General features: G+C 60.4%; 20 protein-coding genes. 7 read left to right on the top strand and 13 right to left on the bottom strand.

What is annotated here, in order from left to right; translation table 11 throughout:
* Positions 1-7 precede the first annotated feature (7 nt).
* Together EL255_RS12970 and EL255_RS12965 are read left to right on the top strand one after the other, a co-directional pair.
* Complete coding sequence (locus tag EL255_RS12970) at positions 8-1,063, top strand: site-specific integrase (RefSeq protein WP_042654667.1); 1,056 nt, start codon at positions 8-10, stop codon at positions 1,061-1,063.
* 27 nt (positions 1,064-1,090) lie between these two features.
* Entirely contained in the window at positions 1,091-1,453 is a 363-nt protein-coding gene (locus EL255_RS12965; protein WP_042654746.1) for a DUF7079 family protein, read from the top strand.
* Between the two features lie 177 nt (positions 1,454-1,630).
* Here EL255_RS12965 and EL255_RS21370 read toward each other — a convergent pair whose 3' ends face one another.
* The 3 genes from EL255_RS21370 to EL255_RS12955 form a co-directional block, all read right to left on the bottom strand.
* Positions 1,631-1,789: a hypothetical protein gene (locus tag EL255_RS21370; protein ID WP_157013115.1), complete on the bottom strand. Its 159-nt coding sequence runs from the start codon at positions 1,787-1,789 to the stop codon at positions 1,631-1,633.
* A 35-nt stretch (positions 1,790-1,824) separates the two neighbouring features.
* A complete protein-coding gene (locus EL255_RS12960; RefSeq protein ID WP_042654668.1) occupies positions 1,825-2,070 on the bottom strand; it encodes a DUF6868 family protein in 246 nt (81 codons plus the stop codon).
* Positions 2,071-2,160: 90 nt separating this feature from the next.
* On the bottom strand, positions 2,161-2,373 hold the full coding sequence (locus EL255_RS12955) for a hypothetical protein (protein WP_042654669.1): 213 nt from the start codon (positions 2,371-2,373) through the stop codon (positions 2,161-2,163).
* Between the two features lie 1,141 nt (positions 2,374-3,514).
* Here EL255_RS12955 and EL255_RS12945 point away from each other — a divergent pair.
* Complete coding sequence (locus tag EL255_RS12945) at positions 3,515-4,222, top strand: Ig-like domain-containing protein (protein ID WP_048823207.1); 708 nt, start codon at positions 3,515-3,517, stop codon at positions 4,220-4,222.
* A 358-nt stretch (positions 4,223-4,580) separates the two neighbouring features.
* On the opposite strand, the gene EL255_RS12940 is transcribed toward EL255_RS12945, so the two are convergent.
* Positions 4,581-4,790: a hypothetical protein gene (locus tag EL255_RS12940; RefSeq protein ID WP_042654672.1), complete on the bottom strand. Its 210-nt coding sequence runs from the start codon at positions 4,788-4,790 to the stop codon at positions 4,581-4,583.
* 220 nt (positions 4,791-5,010) lie between these two features.
* On the opposite strand from EL255_RS12940, the gene EL255_RS12935 reads away from it, so the two are divergent.
* Entirely contained in the window at positions 5,011-5,298 is a 288-nt protein-coding gene (locus EL255_RS12935) for a putative quinol monooxygenase (protein WP_042654673.1), read from the top strand.
* A gap of 111 nt (positions 5,299-5,409) precedes the next feature.
* Here the strand turns inward: EL255_RS12935 and EL255_RS12930 are convergent, their stop codons facing one another.
* The 4 genes from EL255_RS12930 to EL255_RS12915 all read right to left on the bottom strand — a co-directional run bounded on the left by EL255_RS12930 (position 5,410) and on the right by EL255_RS12915 (position 7,657).
* On the bottom strand, positions 5,410-5,658 hold the full coding sequence (locus tag EL255_RS12930) for a GlsB/YeaQ/YmgE family stress response membrane protein (protein ID WP_042654674.1): 249 nt from the start codon (positions 5,656-5,658) through the stop codon (positions 5,410-5,412).
* Between the two features lie 113 nt (positions 5,659-5,771).
* Complete coding sequence (gene lpxH, locus EL255_RS12925) at positions 5,772-6,500, bottom strand: UDP-2,3-diacylglucosamine diphosphatase (protein ID WP_042654675.1); 729 nt, start codon at positions 6,498-6,500, stop codon at positions 5,772-5,774.
* Between the two features lie 34 nt (positions 6,501-6,534).
* Entirely contained in the window at positions 6,535-7,170 is a 636-nt protein-coding gene (locus EL255_RS12920) for a DUF4269 domain-containing protein (protein ID WP_042654676.1), read from the bottom strand.
* On the bottom strand, positions 7,160-7,657 hold the full coding sequence (locus EL255_RS12915; RefSeq protein WP_042654677.1) for a peptidylprolyl isomerase: 498 nt from the start codon (positions 7,655-7,657) through the stop codon (positions 7,160-7,162). Before EL255_RS12915 ends, EL255_RS12920 begins: the two co-directional genes overlap by 11 nt.
* 203 nt (positions 7,658-7,860) lie before the next feature.
* Here EL255_RS12915 and cysS point away from each other — a divergent pair, with 203 nt between their 5' ends.
* The gene (gene cysS / locus EL255_RS12910) at positions 7,861-9,237 is read left to right on the top strand and encodes a cysteine--tRNA ligase (protein WP_042654678.1); all 1,377 of its coding nucleotides are present in this window, start codon (positions 7,861-7,863) and stop codon (positions 9,235-9,237) included.
* Positions 9,238-9,348: 111 nt separating this feature from the next.
* Here the strand turns inward: cysS and EL255_RS12905 are convergent, their stop codons facing one another.
* Entirely contained in the window at positions 9,349-11,019 is a 1,671-nt protein-coding gene (locus tag EL255_RS12905; RefSeq protein ID WP_084228405.1) for an ATP-dependent nuclease, read from the bottom strand.
* A gap of 1,224 nt (positions 11,020-12,243) precedes the next feature.
* Here EL255_RS12905 and EL255_RS12900 point away from each other — a divergent pair.
* Positions 12,244-13,281 carry a GGDEF domain-containing protein gene (locus tag EL255_RS12900; protein WP_170176007.1) on the top strand — a complete coding sequence of 346 codons (1,038 nt, stop codon included), beginning with the start codon at positions 12,244-12,246 and terminating at the stop codon, positions 13,279-13,281.
* 124 nt (positions 13,282-13,405) lie between these two features.
* The gene (locus EL255_RS12895) at positions 13,406-13,693 is read left to right on the top strand and encodes a hypothetical protein (protein ID WP_042654680.1); all 288 of its coding nucleotides are present in this window, start codon (positions 13,406-13,408) and stop codon (positions 13,691-13,693) included.
* A gap of 102 nt (positions 13,694-13,795) precedes the next feature.
* Here EL255_RS12895 and EL255_RS12890 read toward each other — a convergent pair whose 3' ends face one another.
* The 4 genes from EL255_RS12890 to EL255_RS12875 all read right to left on the bottom strand — a co-directional run bounded on the left by EL255_RS12890 (position 13,796) and on the right by EL255_RS12875 (position 17,302).
* Entirely contained in the window at positions 13,796-14,584 is a 789-nt protein-coding gene (locus tag EL255_RS12890; RefSeq protein ID WP_084228406.1) for a substrate-binding periplasmic protein, read from the bottom strand.
* Between the two features lie 181 nt (positions 14,585-14,765).
* Positions 14,766-15,266 (bottom strand): GDYXXLXY domain-containing protein, encoded by a 501-nt coding sequence (locus EL255_RS12885; protein ID WP_042654682.1) that lies wholly within the window; start codon positions 15,264-15,266, stop codon positions 14,766-14,768.
* On the bottom strand, positions 15,263-16,270 hold the full coding sequence (locus EL255_RS12880; protein ID WP_042654683.1) for a DUF4401 domain-containing protein: 1,008 nt from the start codon (positions 16,268-16,270) through the stop codon (positions 15,263-15,265). Before EL255_RS12880 ends, EL255_RS12885 begins: the two co-directional genes overlap by 4 nt.
* Before the next feature lie 93 nt (positions 16,271-16,363).
* Positions 16,364-17,302, bottom strand: coding sequence for a DUF2157 domain-containing protein (locus EL255_RS12875; protein ID WP_042654684.1), 939 nt, complete (start codon positions 17,300-17,302; stop codon positions 16,364-16,366).
* Positions 17,303-17,514 lie beyond the last annotated feature (212 nt).

Here is a 17,514-nt window from a genome sequence, read left to right as displayed (position 1 = left end):
AGGGATTATGGCAGTAAGAAAACAGACATCCGGCAAGTGGCTTGCCGAAATCTACCCGGAAGGGCGGCCTAGCAAGGCCAATCCCAATGCACCGCGTGTGCGCAAGCAGTTTGCCACCAAGGGCGAGGCGCTGGCGTTCGAGCGCTTCGTGCTGGACCCGGACAAGGGCAAGCCCTGGCTGGAAGGGCAGGGGGAGCCAACCGACGGCCGGCGCCTCTCCGATCTGGTTGAACTCTGGTTTGGCCGCCATGGTCAGAGCCTGCGCGATGGTGAGGCCCGCAAATCCAAGCTGCTGACAGTCTGCCACTCCTTGGGAGATCCGCTGGCGGTCAACTTCTCTGCCCGTGACTTTGCCGCCTATCGTGAAGCCCGCCTATCTGGCGACATTACCGATCGGCGTGCCATCAACCAGGAGAAGCAGGGTGTCACTCCCAACACGGTGAACCGCGAACATGCCTACCTGCGGGCGGTATTCAACGAGCTGAAAAGGCTAGGGGAGTGGCAGGGTGAAAACCCCCTTGATGGCCTGCGGGCTTATAAGGTGGCCGAGGCTGAGCTGGCCTTTCTCTATCCCGATGAACTCAAGCGCCTGCTGACCGCCTGCGCCGAGAGCCCAAGCCCCGATCTACTGATGGTGGTGAAACTCTGCCTTGCCACTGGCGCCCGCTGGTCTGAGGTGGAAGAGCTGACCCAGTCCCAGGTATCTCCCAACCGCGTGACCTTCACCCGCACCAAGAGCAAGAAGAGCCGTAGCGTGCCCATCAGCCCCGCGCTCTATGCCCAGTTGCCGAGAAAACGTGGCCGCCTGTTCGGTGACTGCTATCGGGCCTTTGAGATGGTGGTCGAACGGGCAGGGCTGGAGCTGCCTGCCGGGCAGAATACCCACGTCCTGCGCCACACCTTCGCCAGCCACTTTATGATGAACGGCGGCAACATCCTGGTGCTGCAAAAGATCCTCGGCCACTCCACCATCGCCATGACCATGCGCTATGCACATTTCGCCCCCGATCATCTGGAAGATGCGGTACGATTGAACCCTCTTTCTGTTTGTGGTCTAAATTGAATCCGTAGAGGCAAATGGAGCTTGATGATGGATAGATTCCTGTCTGACATGGATTTGTGCGAGGCGCTCTCTGATCTCTTTGTCGATAACGAGGTCGACTATGGGTACATCGCCAGAGTGGCGAGAGTCTTTCCTGTCGCTCATGTGGAGAAGGCGCTGTTCGAATGGGTGGCACCGGTGTGCTACACGAATACACTCACTCCAGTTCCGGCCATCTGGACAGGGTTTCAACGTGACGTACTGTGGGCGGATATTCAGAACCTGATCGCAGAAGAGGAAAGGGCTGGTTTTGCCAGGAAGTTGTCCATCAAGCTCCGGCAAGTTTACCTGAGAAGGCTGTTTTCCCCTGAGTGGAGAAAGCTGTCTGCGTTGCTGGCCAGGAAGGGATGAAAGTGGCGACACAGTGGCGACAAAATTTTCAATGGGTGGTCGTTTTTGACCATCATTGGTTTACTAACCCTTTGATTTATATGTAAGTGGTTGTTTTCATTAGGGCGCATATCAGATTTAAAATCCCTCGCTTTTCGAGGCGTGCCGGTTCGATTCCGGCCTCGGGCACCATTAAAATCAAAGACTTATGAAGGCCACTAGCGATAGTGGCCTTTTTTGTTTGCTCTCAGTGTCCAGATTTGATCCACGCAGATGTTTTAATGTGGGCCGGGCGGCCAGCGCGGCCTGCTTGCCGGTGAAGCCCATCACCACAGAGATGAAACTGTCTTTGGTCATTTCGGATGCCCTTCGGTGAAAGAACACCGCTATGCTCAGCCGGTCGCGATAAGCAGAGCCAAATATGGCACCAGATTGAACAGCATCACCCCGATTTTATAGACGGCGACCCCCAGGTAGTGGATGGCATCGAAGCGCTCCTCGGAGAGGTGGAACCAACGACTGTGCAGTCGGTACATCCAGCTGTGGGCAAACACAAATGCGGCAAACCACCCCAGCAGGATGAGATAGTTGATGACTAGGCAGCCGAGCAGGAATGCCTTTAGCGTGTGCAGATCCATGACTATGTCCTGTAGTGACCGGAGAGAGGCGCCGGTGTCAGCCTCAGGCGTGCATGGCGCCAACACCAGCTTGAAATACACGGGTGACCATCACTTTGGTGATGGAGTGGTCACCATAGACATGCCGAACTGTGCTTTGGGCTCATCGGTAAAGTAACCACCGCCCATGCCCCCGCCGCCACTGCCCTTACCGCCGGCATTGCTTCCGTCATCCCCGCTCGGGGGAGGCGTCGCCCCGCCATTAGAGGCGCAGGCTGCCAGCAGGAGTTGTGCTGCTATCAGGCAAACTTTCCACATCTTCATGACAATCTCCTCAACTGCTGTGCTTGCCCAGTGATCGGGCTGAACGAGTCGGTCGAGACGAGCAAGCAGGTAATTAGTTTAGTTCACGCAGGTCCCCTTCATGCCGGACGGCGCCGCGGTTAAACAGGCCCGATGAGGGATAATGGCGGTATGTCGGTGGCGGAGGGATGGCAGCTAGAGCGCAAACCTCGGGCAAGGAAAAGCCATCGATATCACGAGTGCGCAAGCCGTTTGCCAGCCAGGACGAGGAGCTGGCGTTCGAGCGCGTTGGGCTGGACCCGGACAGGGGCAAGCCCTGGCCGGAGGGGCAGGTGGAACCGAACGACAGGCGGAGCCTCTTCGATCTGGTCGCATTCTGGTTTGGTCGCCATGGGCATGGCCAGAGCCTGTGCCATGGCGAGGCCCGCAAGGCCAAGCTGCCTACCTGCGAGCGGTGTGCAACGAGCTCAAGCGGCCAGGGGAGTGGCAGGGGGAAAACGCCCTCGATGCCCAGATTCTTTCCCCACGGATTTATGCCGGCTGTGTTCCCAGCTTCACGTCCAGTGCAGGCGGTTGGTGTCGCCCTGATGGGAGATCGTTCACCACTAGGAAAGCGGTCTGGTGCTGTGGCTTATCGTGCGGGTTCTGTAGTGGGCATGGCGCCTTGATCCAGCCGTCATCCACCAGCAGATGGCATCCATATCCCGTCGGCGGTCCATCTGAGGCTATCCATTCAATATCAGCGGCAGACACCGTTGGATAGAACAAAAAATACTCAGAAACCTGTTGCGGACTTGGCACGGTGGATCGGGTTTCAATCGCGGCGATGCATCTTGCCGTGCGCCGCGCCACTCGCCACAGGCTCAATCAGCCCAGCTCCCATCGAATCAATCCGATAGCGCACCACCGCAGTGGCTGGGCCAGGATTTCACGGGGGAAAGGGGAGTGCCAGGCCGGCGAGACCATCATCAGGCGGTGGTATCCGAACGAGATCATGACCCATGCATGGCCTCGTATTGGGCGCCGTCTCTTGCGCGCAGAGCGGCAGAAGCTGACGTACGCTTGACGCTTTATCACAAAAGGAACCGCCCGCTTGCACATCAACGAAGTCAGATCAGACAGGGATGACAATTGAACGAACACAAACCTCAAGGAATCCATCATGAGTGTGCTCAATGTAAAATATGTGCTTATCGGCACCATGGCGCTGTTTTTAGGCAGCTGTGATACCGAAACCATGGTCCCCGTGCCCGGTGAGGGCGGTGGAGGTAATGGAACAGACGCAACCCGGATCACCAGCCTGCAAGTCACCCCCTCAGAGAGCCGCCTCCCGGCAGGATTACAACAACAATTTATTGCCAAGATCACCCTGGATGATGGCTCGACAACAGATGCCACCCATGACGTGATCCTTCAGTGGAGCAGCAGTGACGCCAGCATAGTCACCGTCGATGCCACTGGTCGTGCGACCGCTGTCGGGGCCGGGATAGCCACCATCAACGCCACGGGTACCGAGAATGGCAGGGTATTTGAGGCCAGCGCCCGGCTGGAGGTGACGGATGCCGTCGTCACCGATCTGGCCCTGACCCCCACGGCTGCCGCCAGCATGCCGCCCTCGGATTCACAGCCGATTGTCATCACCGTCTTTACCGCCAATGGGACGCTCTCAGATGGCAGCCTCCTGGATCTGACCAACAACCCGGCCCTGAACTGGAGCAGCAGTGATGAGGCGGTGGCCACCGTCAGCAACGCCGCCGGCAGCAAAGGGGTGGCGACCGCCGTGGGGGCGGGCATCACCACCATTACCGCGAGCGGGATGCTCAATGGGCAGAACTTCAATGCCAGCGCAGACTTGGCCGTGACCCCGTGACTGACGTTGTGGTAACGGGTAATACCCTACCAGTGTGACCATGACGGCAGAGCGCCCGCTCTGCCATTCGTCCCCCCTAAACCCCCTTCGTTTTACTTCCCGTTGCAGATCCCAGCAGGGTCAGATAGTGCGCCTCCAGAATGCCGCCATTGATCTTGTCGCGCCGCCTATTTGCAGGTGAAGGGTGCCGCCTTCCCAACCCAGACAGTGCCCGGGCGGCGCAGAGTGCTGCAGGCTTTCCCTGTGATGCGGATGGCACCGTTTTATGCGGCACCATCGGCCAGGCGGTGGGGCTCAGGCAGATGGAAGAAGGCCCCAGATCCTGGGGCCTTCTTTGGCTGTACCTCGCTAGCGAATGCTAATCCTCGAAGAGGAATTCCAGCAGCAGCCTCCTTCTGGGTGAGCCGCACCATGCCTCCAGCACACACAAGACCTCGTTGTGATCGGCGCCGAAGAGGGTGGTGTCTGCTACCAGCTCCTCGATCACGCCGTCTTGCTCGCACTCCTCGCGCGACTTGCCGCTATCGGTGATGAGTTTTCGCAGACGCGCTCTCGCCTGTTCGGTCATAGGCACCTCCCGACCTGGTCTGCAGCGTGGGTTTATTCAATGATAGGCAAGGGCGGGCTTGCCAGCGTCAGGCCGATCCCCTCACCCGATAAGCTAACCGGGCGATGCGCCGGCCATGGCTCACGATCCTCCTGCTCAAAGGGTTCGCATCGGGCATCGGGCTGGGCTAGAGTCGGCCTTCTGGATTTATCGTCAGGCGAAACGAGGGGGAAGCTCACTCATGCTGAGAGTCATAGCGCAGGACTTCATCAAGCTGGATCGTATCGAGGAGGTCATGCCGTTGTATCGGGAGCTGGTGGAGAAGACCAGGGCGGAGCCGCTGTGCATCTCCTATGAGCTGTGCATCGATCAGAAGGATCCAGGGCACTTCGTGTTCCTGGAGGAGTGGCCCGATCGGGCGGCCCTGGATGCCCACTGCGCCACCGAGCATTTCAGGCGGCTGGTGCCCCTGATCGATCGGCATCAACGGCTGCCCGGCACCTATCTGCTGATGGATGCGTTCATATGATCCCCTGGCCAGGCGCTCAGGCTGGCGCGGCGGCCATAAAAAATCCGAAACACCAGGTTTCGGATCTTGGCTCTGGGGGGCACAGGGATGGCGCCAGGGGGAGTGGGCGGCTCAGCTGCGCACCTTGTTGTAGATAAACAGCACCATCAAGGCGCCCACGGTCGCGATGAGAATGCTCGGCAGGTTGAAGCCGTTGACGGTGCCCATGCCGAGCAGGGTGCTGACATAGCCGCCCACCATGGCGCCGATCACCCCCAGGATCACCGTCATGATAAAACCGCCCCCATCCTTGCCCGGCATGATCCACTTGGCCAGGATGCCGACGATCAATCCCAATACGATCCAGGTCATAAAGCCCATAACGTCGTCCTCATTGTGTGCAGAAAACCAGAGTATACGCAGGGATCTGCATTGCATCCCACCCCGGACGGGTATGGCTCATCAATGGCCATATGAGAACCATTGGCCCCTGACTAACTGAGGGCGCGGGTCTCGAGCCGCTGGCCCGCGGGGGAGCAGACCAGGATAGAGCCTTGCTCGAACCAGTCCCCCAGCACGATGCGGCGGGCAGGCGCCCCATCGAGGCTGAAGTCGTGGATGGCGGGTCTGTGGGTATGGCCGTGGATCATGGTGCGGCACTCATGCTGTCTCATCAGCTCATCGACCGCCTCCGGGGTGACGTCCATGATGCTCCGATGCTTGTTGGGGTTCTCTGTCCCGCTTTGGCCGCGGATCTTGTGGGCGATGGCCTGACGGCGGCTAAGGGGCAGGCGCAGGAACAGCCAGCGCAGCCATCTGAGGTTTACGATGCGGCGATACTTCTGGTAGTCGACATCATGGGTGCAGAGCATATCGCCGTGGCTCAGCAGCACCCGCTCGCCGTAGAGTTCGATGACGCAGGGATCGCCGAGCAGGGTCATGCCCGCGCGCCTGGCAAACTGCTTGCCCAGCATGAAGTCGCGGTTGCCGTGGATGAAATAGATGGGCACCCCTTGCTGGCTCAGGGTCAGGAAGGCGGCAGCCACCTCCTGATGGAGCGCCGTGAGATCATCGTCGCCAATCCAGAATTCGAACAGATCCCCCAGCACATAGAGGGCATCGGCGCCGGGGGCGTCGTGCGCCAGAAAGCGGACCAGCGCGGCCGTCATGTCGGGGCGGGCGGCACAGAGGTGAATGTCGCTGATAAAAAGGGTGGTCGTCATGGTGCGCTAAGGATCCCGAAAGAGGCTGGGTGGGTCATGGGGTAGGTCGCCAGTTTAACCGAGCAGGGTCCGTCCCCTCCAGCGTCAACAACGCCAGATAGGGATCGCCCGTCAGGCCGAGCAGCTGGCAGATGGCGGCTTCGCCTTTCAGGCCCTGCGCGAGGCGAAGGCGCAGCACAGCCCGATGGAAGTCATGGCCGAAGTGCTCGAGCAGGGCTGCCATCAGGCTGAGATGGCGCCAGCCGTGCAGGGTCTCGAGCCGCTCCTGGGTGACGTAGAGCTCGACGGGCCAGGGGTGACCATCGGCGCCAGCCAGGGTTTGCTCCAGCAACCAGACGCCATTGGCCAAGGCGCGGCGCTGCCAGCCCCGTTCGGCAAGCAGGGCGGCCAGTGCGGCGGGATCCCTATGCCGGCAGAGGATATCGAGATCGCTGCCGGGCCTGTCGAGCCCAATGGTCAGGGTGCTCACCAGCGCCAGGTCCTGGCACAGCTGCCCCAGCTCATCCCACAGCCCCGCGGTCAACAGGGCATGAGCCGAGCGCTGGCGTGCGTTGCCAAGGGCCAGGTAGTCGAGGCGGCGCCAGTCGGGGCGTGCGGCGCGCGCAGATGGAAAAACTGCGGCCGGGGCCGCAGTCGTTTCATCTGGCAGAAGTCGACAATCAGTCGGCAAGGGTCACCTTGGTGATCACCACGTCTTCTACCGGCACGTCCTGATGGACACGGCCACGGTTGCCGGTCTTGACGCTCTTGATCTTGTTGACCACGTCCATGCCGGCACTCACTTCACCGAACACGCAGTAGCCGAAGCCCTGGCTGGTGGCGGACTTGAAGTCGAGGAAGTCGTTGTTGTTCACGTTGATGAAGAACTGGGCGCTGGCAGAGTGCGGCTCCATGGTGCGGGCCATGGCGACGGTGCCAATCTTGTTGGACAGACCGTTGGCCGCTTCGTTCTTGATGGAGGCGCGGGTGTCTTTCTCTTCGAAGCCCGGGGCATAGCCGCCGCCCTGGATCATGAAGCCGTCGATGACGCGGTGGAAGATGGTGTTGTCGTAGTGACCGTCACGGCAGTATTGCAGGAAGTTGGCCACGGTTTCCGGGGCCTTGTCGGCGTGCAGGGTGAGGGTGATGTCGCCGTGGTTGGTGTGCAGAGTAACCATGATATGTCCTTTCAAATGTTGCGCGGGCACGAAGGCGGCTCGCGGCTGTTGCATGGGCTATGGCCTAAAGTGGTGGCAATTCTAGCCCATCGGGGGCCTGCGGCATAGATGGCACGCAGGATCCGGCGCGTTTTCTGCCTCGTTTTCTCCACCGGATGCGGGTAGAATGGCAGGCCATTTTACTCACAGGCAGTGGTCATAAGATGCTGAAGATATACAACACACTCACTCGTCAAAAAGAAGAATTCCAACCTATCCACCCGGGCAAGGTGGGCATGTATGTGTGTGGTGTCACTATCTATGATCACTGTCATATCGGTCACGGTCGCACCTTCGTCGCCTTCGACGTGGTGGCCCGCTACCTGCGTTACAGCGGCTACCAGCTCAACTACGTGCGCAACGTCACCGACGTGGATGACAAGATCATCAAGCGCGCCGCCGAGACCCAGGTGACCTGCGACGATCTGACCGAGCGCCTGATCGGTGACATGCACCAGGATTTTGATGCCCTCGGCATGGTGCGTCCGGACGTCGAGCCGCGCGCCACCCAGCACATCCATGAGATCATCGCGCTGGTCGAGACCCTGATCGCCAAGGATCACGCCTACGTGGCCGACAACGGCGATGTCATGTTCATCGTCGAGTCGTTCGCCGACTACGGCAAGCTGTCCGGTCAGGATCTGGAGCAACTGCAGGCCGGTGCCCGGGTCGATGTGGTGGATGCCAAGCGCAACCCGCTCGACTTCGTGCTGTGGAAGATGTCCAAGCCCGGCGAGCCGACCTGGGACAGCCCCTGGGGCCCGGGTCGTCCCGGCTGGCACATCGAGTGCTCCGCCATGAACTCCAAGCACCTTGGCAACCACTTCGACATCCACGGCGGCGGCTCGGATCTGCAGTTCCCGCACCACGAGAACGAGATCGCCCAGTCCTGCTGCGCCCACGGTGGCGACTACGTCAACACCTGGATGCACAGCGGCATGGTGATGGTGGATAAAGAGAAGATGTCCAAGTCCCTCGGCAACTTCTTCACCATCCGCGACGTGCTGGCCCACTACGACGCCGAGAGCGTGCGTTATTTCCTGATGTCCGGCCACTATCGCAGCCAGCTCAACTACTCGGAAGACAACCTCAAGCAGGCCCGCGCCGCGCTGGAGCGGATGTACACCGCCCTGCGTGACCTGCCTGCCGCCGAGGCCGCCGGTGGTGACGAGCAGGTGGCTCGCTTCAAGGAGGCGATGGACGACGACTTCAACACCCCGGAAGCCTACTCCGCCCTGTTCGATCTGGTGCGCGAGATCAACCGCCAGAAGGCTGAAGACCTGACCGTGGCCGCCGGCCTCGGTGCCCGCCTGCGTGAGCTCGGCGCCGTGCTCGGCATACTGCAGCAGGATCCGGACGCCTTCCTCAAGGGCAATGACGCCGATGAGGAAGTGGCCGAGATCGAGCAGCTTATAGCCCAGCGCAACCAGGCCCGCGCCGACAAGAACTGGGCCGCCGCCGACGCCGCCCGCAACCGTCTCACCGAGATGGGCATAGTGCTGGAAGACAGCGCCGGCAAGACCAGCTGGCGCCGTGCGTAAGGCCAGTTGCTCTGTTGGCTGAAAGGTCAGCCCAATAAAAAAACCGCAGCCCTTGGGCTGCGGTTTTTTTTGGTGGGCGTGAAGTAATGACACTAGTTCAGTATGAATTTATTATTGTTGATTCTCTATTTGAGAAAGCTTTTTATGTTGTGCCTCAAGGGCCTTGTCAACAACAGAGTATAAATTAACCATCATTGCCAGCGAGGATAAGTCATTCTCTGCGAGTACCTTGGAACACATGAACTTTGCATAATTTTCTTTCTTATTATCATCAACTTCGAATGGTTCGACTATACCTGCTGCATCTACGCTCCAAGATTTAAACCAGTTAGAATTCTCTTGGTTGCACTCTTTAATCCATTCATCTGGAAATATTCCCTCCATGGGGTAACCCATCCTAACTGACACGAAGTCTATGTTCGGTTGAAACTCTCCGCGCCCACTGAAAAACCCTTGTAATTCCTTGCGTGCACGAACACCAGCATCATCACCGTCAAATACTGTCACCGCCGCGACTTCTTTTCTAACATGATCATAAACGGCGCGTAAGAAGCCAACCAAACCACTTACCCCATCTTTTTCAATAAGAACAGCGTTAGAAAGATAGGGTAATTTTATACCTGATAATAAGATAATATGGTTTAAGGTTTCACGTATTACATATGCATCCCATTTACCCTCTAGCAATACATTATTATCACCTAAGCTATAGTAATCACTGAACCTAAGGCCAAGAGTTTTTTTGAGTGCATTGCAAGCCTCGTCGTATTTTACATGCCGTTTTATGCTCGTTGCTGAATCTTTTAGTATGAAACTATGGATGCCTGCTGGCTCGCGTGGTAAAAATTGCATTGAGTGTGTACTTATTACTGCCATGCTGTGATTTGCGATCATTGTAAGCATGTGTTTGCAATTTTTAGCTAATTCTGGATGCATATAGCTCTCTGGTTCTTCTATTAGCCAGAATGGTATTTTACCTTCATCTCTTATTCTCTCATCCACCCAGTGGAGACTAGCATAAAATATTGCTGCTTGAAGGCCTCTCCCTTTCTGTGTGTAATTTGTCTTAACTGTATCTGTAACAGAAAGGCTGAATTCACCTACGATATTTCTTAGGTCATCTCCAGGAACTTCAAGCTGTACCGTTGATTCAGATATGCCTGATTTTTTCAATGTTTCACTTATCGAACTTCCAATGTTTCTTAGTTCATCCTTTAGGTTCTCTATTGCTAAAGATAGTATGCTTGATGCTTTTTCACTAACTCTTGGAGCTAGAAGTTGACTGTACAAGTCAACAATGCTCTTTTCACTTGGTATATATATCACATTATGCTTCTCGACTAACTCCGTGACTAGAGACCTTAGAACTCTAGAATAGTCATTCTTTCGATCATTTGGTCTTTTTATATTAGCAAAGAAGCTATAGACTGGAGTGTTCGTTGCTGTGAAATACAAATACAGTGTTACTGTATTACCATCTCGCTGTGTTCCATGCAGTTCATGTAAGCGATCAAATTTTTCCCAAAACCAGATTTCCTCTGGTTGGATCTCGAAAGTTCCAATAACAGATGTCTGCTTTGTTGGTCGATCTACCGGAAGGTCTCTTTCCCTGTCATATGAAAATTTGTTATCGTATCCGCTAAATAAAAGTGCAATTGCACGTAAAGTATTTGTTTTCCCTGAGTTATTTGGTCCAATTAAAGTGGTGGATGTGTCAAAAACGATATGTTGCTCATCCTTTATACTTCGATAGTTAGATATGCGCGCATCGAGCAATTTCATTAATATGTTCTCTATTTTGATTTTTAGTTTATTTAGTGGATTGGGTAATATAGAGCCAAGAGAATCTAAGCTTCCTTTTATTTAAAGAGGAAGCCTTGGGCCGTAGGTTAGATTATCGGAGCGTAATCGGACGTTCTAGAAATAAGGCTTTAGCACGGCTAAATAACTCACTATCAGACCTTCAATATAAGGTCATTCCCCGAGTACATAGGTAGCTGTTAGTTGTTAGCTGGCCTCGGGGCTGCGGGCTGGGTGTTGCCCCCTCTTGTTCGCTGAGGTGAGCCCGTTTGTTCAGGCCGCGAGGCAGGACGCCGAGCGAGCGCCGCTGGGCCATGGATGGCCCATCGGCGCGTGCCGTGGGACAAACGGGTGAACCGAGGGAACCCGACGCAGGAGGGCGAACAAGTGGGGGAAAAGACCTTTGGTGACTTTGGGTCTTTCCAAAGTCACTCGCCCAAGCCCGAAGGGCGGGCGAAACCCCGTCGAGGGCAGCGCCCTCGTGTCCTGCATGGCGGAGCCATGCCGATACCGTGTCGCCGGATAAAGACGTTACTCGACCCCTCACCCTAACCCTCTCCCGCAAGGGGAGAGGGGACTGTTACCGCGGACGATTACGCTTCGCTAATCGACCCTACATGTAGATGGGCACCCTGGGTGGCAACGGGCAACGGTCGAGGACGGCGTCCTCGCCTCTTGCCGCAGGCGCGGGATACCGGGCTGTGGTATCCGCCAGAATTGCTACCGCCCCTGGCTTGCCGCTACCACAGTGCGTTGCTGACCATCAGCGGGGGAGAAGGGGGCCAACAGGCACACAGCCCATCTTACGGAGCCATCTCGGTCTTCTCCACGCAATTGATGAGTCAATCGCCAGAATCGGTTGGTTTCTTGCGCTGCTTCAAAGTTCGGTGGCAAACCGGGCGCTGGGCCGGCGGCGAGGGGAGGCGATTCCCCCAAACTGACCGCCGGTGTATCGGTCCGCCACAGGACGACGGCAGGGGGAAGAGGGGCTGCCGACGTTATCTGTCCGGTGCGATTAAGAGTCGCAAGATGGTGCGCGGGCAGCGCGGATCGGGGCGGGCCGCTCGGGGAGGCCTCCTCTCCCGTGGGGGCAAACCCTGAGGGGGCCGGCATTTTGCCGGACCGAACTCCTGCCTGCGTCGACGGGGCTTGATAGTCCACCACCGGGTTGGCTATGGTGTCCGGGGTTGACATGCAAGCTGGGAGATGTGCGTGGACAAGATATTGCAGGCCCTGTCGGAGCGGGTCACAGAGGCGCGGGATCTGGAGAGCCTGACCCGGCCGCTGCTGGAGATGCTGGAGGCGGTGACCGGGCTGGAGTCGACCTATCTCACCGAGATCGATCTGGTGCAGGGCAAGCAGAGCATTCGCTATGCCAACAATGCCAACAATGCCAACGACGTGGCCGGGTTGCAGATCCCGGAGGGGATCACGGTGGACTGGAGCGATACCCTGTGCCGGCGGGCGATCGATGAGGGGCGCATCTATACCGACAACGTCGCCGAGTGCTGGGGGGATTCCCAGGCGGCCAGTGCGCTCGGCATCCACACCTATCTGAGCAGCCCGGTGCGCACCTCCTCGGGCTCACTCTACGGCACCCTGTGCGCCGCCAGCGCCGAGCACAAACCCTTGGTGGCCGGCTCCGAGCAGCTCATCGCCTTCTTCGCCCGGCTGATCGCCGAGCATGTGGAGCGGGAGCAGTTGCTGCAGCAGTTGCAGCGGGCCAACCAGGAGCTGTCGCGCCAGGCGCTCAGCGACCCCCTGACCGGCCTGCCGAACCGGCGGGCGCTGATGCACGAGCTCAATCGGCTGTTCTCCCTGTCGGAGCGGGCCGGCCACCCCGTGCTCATCGCCTTCATCGATCTCGATGGCTTCAAGGTCATCAACGACACCCACGGCCACGAGGCGGGGGATCTGCTGCTGGTCACCCTGGCGCGGCAACTGTCGGCGGCCCTGCGCGGCGGCGATCTGCTGGCGCGGGTCGGGGGCGACGAGTTCGTCGCCGTCGGCATGGGGCCTCATCGGGGCGATGAGTCGATAGAGGTGGCGGTGCAGCGTTTCCAGCGCCGGCTGTTCGAGCAGAGCGTGCTCCAGCTGCCGCTCCCGTCCCGGGTGCTGCATTATCCCGGCGCCAGCGTGGGGGTGGTGGCCATAGATCCGGCCCACACCAGCATCGACGATGCTCTGCGTCAGGCCGATGCGCGCATGTATGCGGTCAAGCGCCAGCGCCGCACGCTGGGGTGAGGGTCGCCTTGCGCCTGGGGCCTGGCCGTTGGGATCTCGGGCGCCGCTGGTTTGATTTCGCGCATTGTTGCCCCCGGGCCCGCGATGCTAGGATGCTTCTCCCCCCACACAGGCATCCTCTACCATGGCAAACCGCGTTATCAGCCGTTACCGCGCCCTGACGGCGAAAGTGGCCGATCTCTTTGCGGAACTCTCGGAGTTTCAGCAGCGCATCTGGGTGGTCAGCATCATGCACGACGCCTACACAGATACCTTTATCGTCAATGAAGGCAGCTTCGAGGAGCCCATGCAGTGGATGGTCCGCAAGGGCTACGACGGGGCCATGCTGCAACGGGTGAACAAGATGCAGCGCTCCCAGGCGATCCAGCTCGAGTTCGGCGGCATCAGCCATCGCCTGATGCGGGTCAAGTAGTCCCTCCCCCTCTCGATGGTGCCCCGGCCGCCTGACGGTCTTTTCTCCCATCCCCCGATAAAAAAGAGGCCCGCGTGGGCCTCTTTTTGTTGCAAGTTCGGGCTAGCGCACCGGAAGGTATTTGGCCTGCAACTGCTGGAAGTCGCTGCTGGCCAGCACCTGGGCCAGGCCGCGCTGAAACTCCCTGACCAGCGCATCGTCGATGGGATGGCTGAAGGCGAAGCAGAACTGCTCCGAGCTCAACACCCAGCGCACCTCGAAGTCGGCGGGATCCAGCTGCTGGGCGGCGATCAGCTCCAGCAAGGTGGTCTTGTTGCTGGAGATGAGATCGACCCGACCCGAGGTGAGCATCTTGAGCGCCTGGGGGAGGCGGTTGGCTGTCATGATCTTCTGCTCGTCGAAGCCGCTGTTGAGCAGCAGCTGCTCCCCGACGTCGGTGCGCACGGCGCCGATATGGTACTGCTGGGCCTCCGCCAGCGCCCCGAGCCGGATATCGCGGTTGGCCAGCCCCATCAGCACTATCTCCGCATAGCCGATGGGGCAGGCCCATTTGAACAGGGGATCCCGCGCCTCGGTGCGGGCGGTGGAGAAGAGCACCACGTTGGGTTTCTGGGTCAGCAGGTAGTAGCCCCGCGCCCAGGGCAGGATGCCGATCGGCTGCGCCGGGGTGTCGGTCTGTTGCCACACCCGTTGCAGCAGCTCGACGGCGAGGCCGGTGGGCTCACCGGATGGGCCTGTGAAGTTGTAGGGTTTGTACTCCTCGGTGAGGTAGTGCAGCTTGCCGAGCGCGGGGCTGGCCTGGGCCGTCCAGCCCAGCACGCCACCTAAGCCAACAGAGAGGGCGACCGAGAGGGCGGCAGAAAGTGTGGCGGCGCGTGCGGCAACTGACATCCATGTTCTCATCCCGGCCCTCCTGCTACGTGTGGTTCGCTTCAAGTGTCGCCGAGTCGCGGGGTTTCGCCAGCCGCAGCCGGGGCAGCCGGCCTTCTGACGCTAGGGGCATTAGCCGGCTTATCCCGGCCGGGAGCCTAGGCGGGGCACCTTCTCCCGCCTCGTTAGAACCACCCGCCGCTTACCAGGCCGAGCGGGTGCGGCCTATGGGGTTGAATGCCTCGTCACGTAATCCCACCAGCAGCGTCTTGCCATCGGCCTGCAGCCGGAACTCGCCGTAGCGGGCCGCCTCGTACTGGGCGCCGCTGCCCTCCTCGAAGAAGAAGGCATCCGGCCCTATCCACCACTGGTTGTGCTGCCGGCGGACCTGCAACAGGCGCTGATCCCGGGTGGGGGCCTCGGGGTTGCCATCGGCCACCCAGTGCGCCACCTGATGCTCATCGAGCCGGATTACCAGGGTGTCGGTCGCCGGGGCAGCGTCTGGCGTCAGGCTCCCCAGCTGGCGAGCGAGCTCGTAGTTGAGGCGCATGTAGTCCCCCTGCATCAGGGAGCGGGGATCGACCGGCGCCAGCCGGAGCAGCACCACCTCGCCGCTGCGCATGGCGTGCTCGTAGCGCCAGACGGTGAAGTTGATGCCCGCCAGGATGGCGAGGCCGGTCAGCAGGAGGGCGAGTCGTCTCATGATGGGATCTCCTTGCCGAGGATTTTCAACAACTGGCGGGCGCCGAGCAGCAGGGCGCCCGAGCCCAGCAGCAGCCAGGATTTGGTCATCAGGGTCAGCCCCAGATCGTAGTAATAGAGGGAGCCAAAGCCGAGCAGCAGCAGGCCCGCCAGCGTCATCAGCCCCAGGCTGCCGGCGTAGAAGCCGAGCACCAGCACCAGGGCACCGGCCCCCATGCCGGGAATGAGGGCGCTGATCAGCACCAGCGGCAGGCCATACAGCAGCGGCAGCTTCAGCCGGACCATGACTCCGAGCAGCAGGGCGGCGCAGAGCAGGGGGTTGATCCAGAGTGGCAGGCGGGAGTGGCCCAGCTCGTCGAGCATGCTGGCGCCCCCGTCCCACAGCGGATGATGCAGCCGGCCCAGCACCAGCAGGGAGAGCGCCAGCCCCAGGGTGAGGGACTCATAGAGCTGGTGACGGCTGGGTTGGCGTTCGGCCAGCAGCCAGCAGGCGGTGAGCACCGCCATCACCAGCGGCAGGGCCAGCAGTTGCAGACCGAGGCAGGCCAGCCCCAGCGTGAGCAGGATGGCGGCGGCGAAGCTGTGAAACAGCCGGATCAACCAGTGCTCGAACAGGGCGGCGATCCCTAAGGAGAGGGCGCAGAGGCCGAGCCAGAGGATGGCCGAGTGCAGATCGACCCGGTCGATGAGGCCATAGAGCAGCCAGGCATCGGCGGCCAGCGCCAGCGCCAGCACGAACTGATCCCAGAGATCGCCGCGGCTGGCCTTGCGATTGAGCCCGAGGGCGGCGGCCATCAGGATGGCGCCCATCGCCAGGGCATGGTCGGCCTCCCGGATGACACCCTCGAAGGCCATAAACAGGAAGAACAGCAGGAAGAGCGCGGCCAGCCAGCCGACTATGCCGAGCAGGAAGCGGCTCGACCAGTGGGGCTGCTCATCGAGGGGCGCCTCACCCTCGACCAGACTGGCGGCCAGCAGCCGCTGCCAGGGAGTCAGCTCAGACATGGGACCTCCGTTGTTGTTGCAACCAGCGGCTGGCCATGACCATGAAAGTCCGATGGCGATGGGATAGCCAGCAGGGGCGACCAGAGGATCGGCTCAGACATGGGACCTCCGTTGTTGTTGCAGCCAGCGGCTGGCCATGACAGAGAGGCCGATGGCGATCAGGCTCAGCAGCAGGAAGCCGTTCACATCGGGCTCCATCCACTTGCCAAGGGCCGCCAGGATGACGGCGATGAGGCTCAGGCAACCCATGGCGAGCCCGGCGATGAAACGGCCGTGCCAGCGCGCATAGGCCGCGACCAGCCAGCCGAGCCAGAGCGGCCAGACCCAGGGGGAGGCGGCCTCGAACAGGGACAGCAGCGCCAGCAGGGTGACGCCGAGCCCGGCGGCCAGACCCGGCAGCCAGGAGGGCATCAGCCTGAAGCGGGCGGGCACCAGCAGGAGTGCGCCCCAGAGGGCGGCGTTGAACAGGGTGAGGCTCCAGCCGAGCGCCTCCTCATCGAAGGCGAAGAAGAAGTCGAACAGGCCGAGCCGCCAGTAGAGCACCAGCGCCAGCTGGCCGAGCAGCCAGCAGAGGGTCCAGAGCAGGGGGCTCCGGCCGAGGGCGGCCAGCGGCATCAGCAGCAGGGTCCAGGTGGCAAACAGCTGCCAGGGATCGGCGCCGGTCTGGTAGGTCTGGCCCACCAGGGCCAGCAGGGCGCCGATGTTGAGCGCCACGGCCAGCAGCAGGGCCTGGCGCGGGGTGTCCGCCAGCGGCTTGCGCCACAGCAGCACCAGCATGGCGAGCAGGGGTAGCTCCAGCAGGGCGAGGCGGGACAGGCGGCCCAGCTCCTGCCAGTTGAAGGCGACGAAGAACACCAGCCCGGCGCCGAGGCAGAGGCTGCCGAGCCAGAGCAGCAGGCGATCGAACAGCCACTGCCAGCGCGCGCTGGCGGGGGGCAGCTCCAGCAGGGCCAGGGCCGCCGGCAGGTTGGCCGGGGCGAGGCGGCCGCGTCTGACCCAGTCGAGTAGCGTCTGTCTTGAGGTGGGGTGCATGGCAAGGCTCCTGAAAGCCGGTCGAAACCGGGGTTTGACGCATTATGGCACGGCGCCGCGGCCCGGGGCAGGCCCCGCCTGGGCGGGTGCGACAAGGGCCTGCCGTCACGGGGGCACAAAAAAGCCCCGACCTGAGGAGGGGGCTCGATGATGCCAGGGGGCTGGCCATGTCTTGGCGGCGTGCAGGCGTTCTGGGTCAGTGCTCACGCCGA

The organism is Aeromonas encheleia (genome assembly GCF_900637545.1).
GTDB lineage: Bacteria > Pseudomonadota > Gammaproteobacteria > Enterobacterales > Aeromonadaceae > Aeromonas > Aeromonas encheleia.
Note: the sequence above shows the minus strand (reverse complement) of the source record. Positions and strands in the feature narration are given on the sequence as shown.

Bases quoted from the DNA above. Each gene is read 5' to 3' on its own strand.
- EL255_RS12970 (WP_042654667.1), top strand. From the start codon at position 8: ATGGCAGTAAGAAAACAGACATCCGGCAAGTGGCTTGCCGAAATCTAC.
- EL255_RS12965 (WP_042654746.1), top strand. From the start codon at position 1,091: ATGGATAGATTCCTGTCTGACATGGATTTGTGCGAGGCGCTCTCTGAT.
- EL255_RS21370 (WP_157013115.1), bottom strand. From the start codon at position 1,789: ATGACCAAAGACAGTTTCATCTCTGTGGTGATGGGCTTCACCGGCAAG.
- EL255_RS12960 (WP_042654668.1), bottom strand. From the start codon at position 2,070: ATGGATCTGCACACGCTAAAGGCATTCCTGCTCGGCTGCCTAGTCATC.
- EL255_RS12955 (WP_042654669.1), bottom strand. From the start codon at position 2,373: ATGAAGATGTGGAAAGTTTGCCTGATAGCAGCACAACTCCTGCTGGCA.
- EL255_RS12945 (WP_048823207.1), top strand. From the start codon at position 3,515: ATGAGTGTGCTCAATGTAAAATATGTGCTTATCGGCACCATGGCGCTG.
- EL255_RS12940 (WP_042654672.1), bottom strand. From the start codon at position 4,790: ATGACCGAACAGGCGAGAGCGCGTCTGCGAAAACTCATCACCGATAGC.
- EL255_RS12935 (WP_042654673.1), top strand. From the start codon at position 5,011: ATGCTGAGAGTCATAGCGCAGGACTTCATCAAGCTGGATCGTATCGAG.
- EL255_RS12930 (WP_042654674.1), bottom strand. From the start codon at position 5,658: ATGGGCTTTATGACCTGGATCGTATTGGGATTGATCGTCGGCATCCTG.
- lpxH (WP_042654675.1), bottom strand. From the start codon at position 6,500: ATGACGACCACCCTTTTTATCAGCGACATTCACCTCTGTGCCGCCCGC.
- EL255_RS12915 (WP_042654677.1), bottom strand. From the start codon at position 7,657: ATGGTTACTCTGCACACCAACCACGGCGACATCACCCTCACCCTGCAC.
- cysS (WP_042654678.1), top strand. From the start codon at position 7,861: ATGCTGAAGATATACAACACACTCACTCGTCAAAAAGAAGAATTCCAA.
- EL255_RS12905 (WP_084228405.1), bottom strand. From the start codon at position 11,019: ATGAAATTGCTCGATGCGCGCATATCTAACTATCGAAGTATAAAGGAT.
- EL255_RS12900 (WP_170176007.1), top strand. From the start codon at position 12,244: ATGTGCGTGGACAAGATATTGCAGGCCCTGTCGGAGCGGGTCACAGAG.
- EL255_RS12895 (WP_042654680.1), top strand. From the start codon at position 13,406: ATGGCAAACCGCGTTATCAGCCGTTACCGCGCCCTGACGGCGAAAGTG.
- EL255_RS12890 (WP_084228406.1), bottom strand. From the start codon at position 14,584: ATGTCAGTTGCCGCACGCGCCGCCACACTTTCTGCCGCCCTCTCGGTC.
- EL255_RS12885 (WP_042654682.1), bottom strand. From the start codon at position 15,266: ATGAGACGACTCGCCCTCCTGCTGACCGGCCTCGCCATCCTGGCGGGC.
- EL255_RS12880 (WP_042654683.1), bottom strand. From the start codon at position 16,270: ATGTCTGAGCTGACTCCCTGGCAGCGGCTGCTGGCCGCCAGTCTGGTC.
- EL255_RS12875 (WP_042654684.1), bottom strand. From the start codon at position 17,302: ATGCACCCCACCTCAAGACAGACGCTACTCGACTGGGTCAGACGCGGC.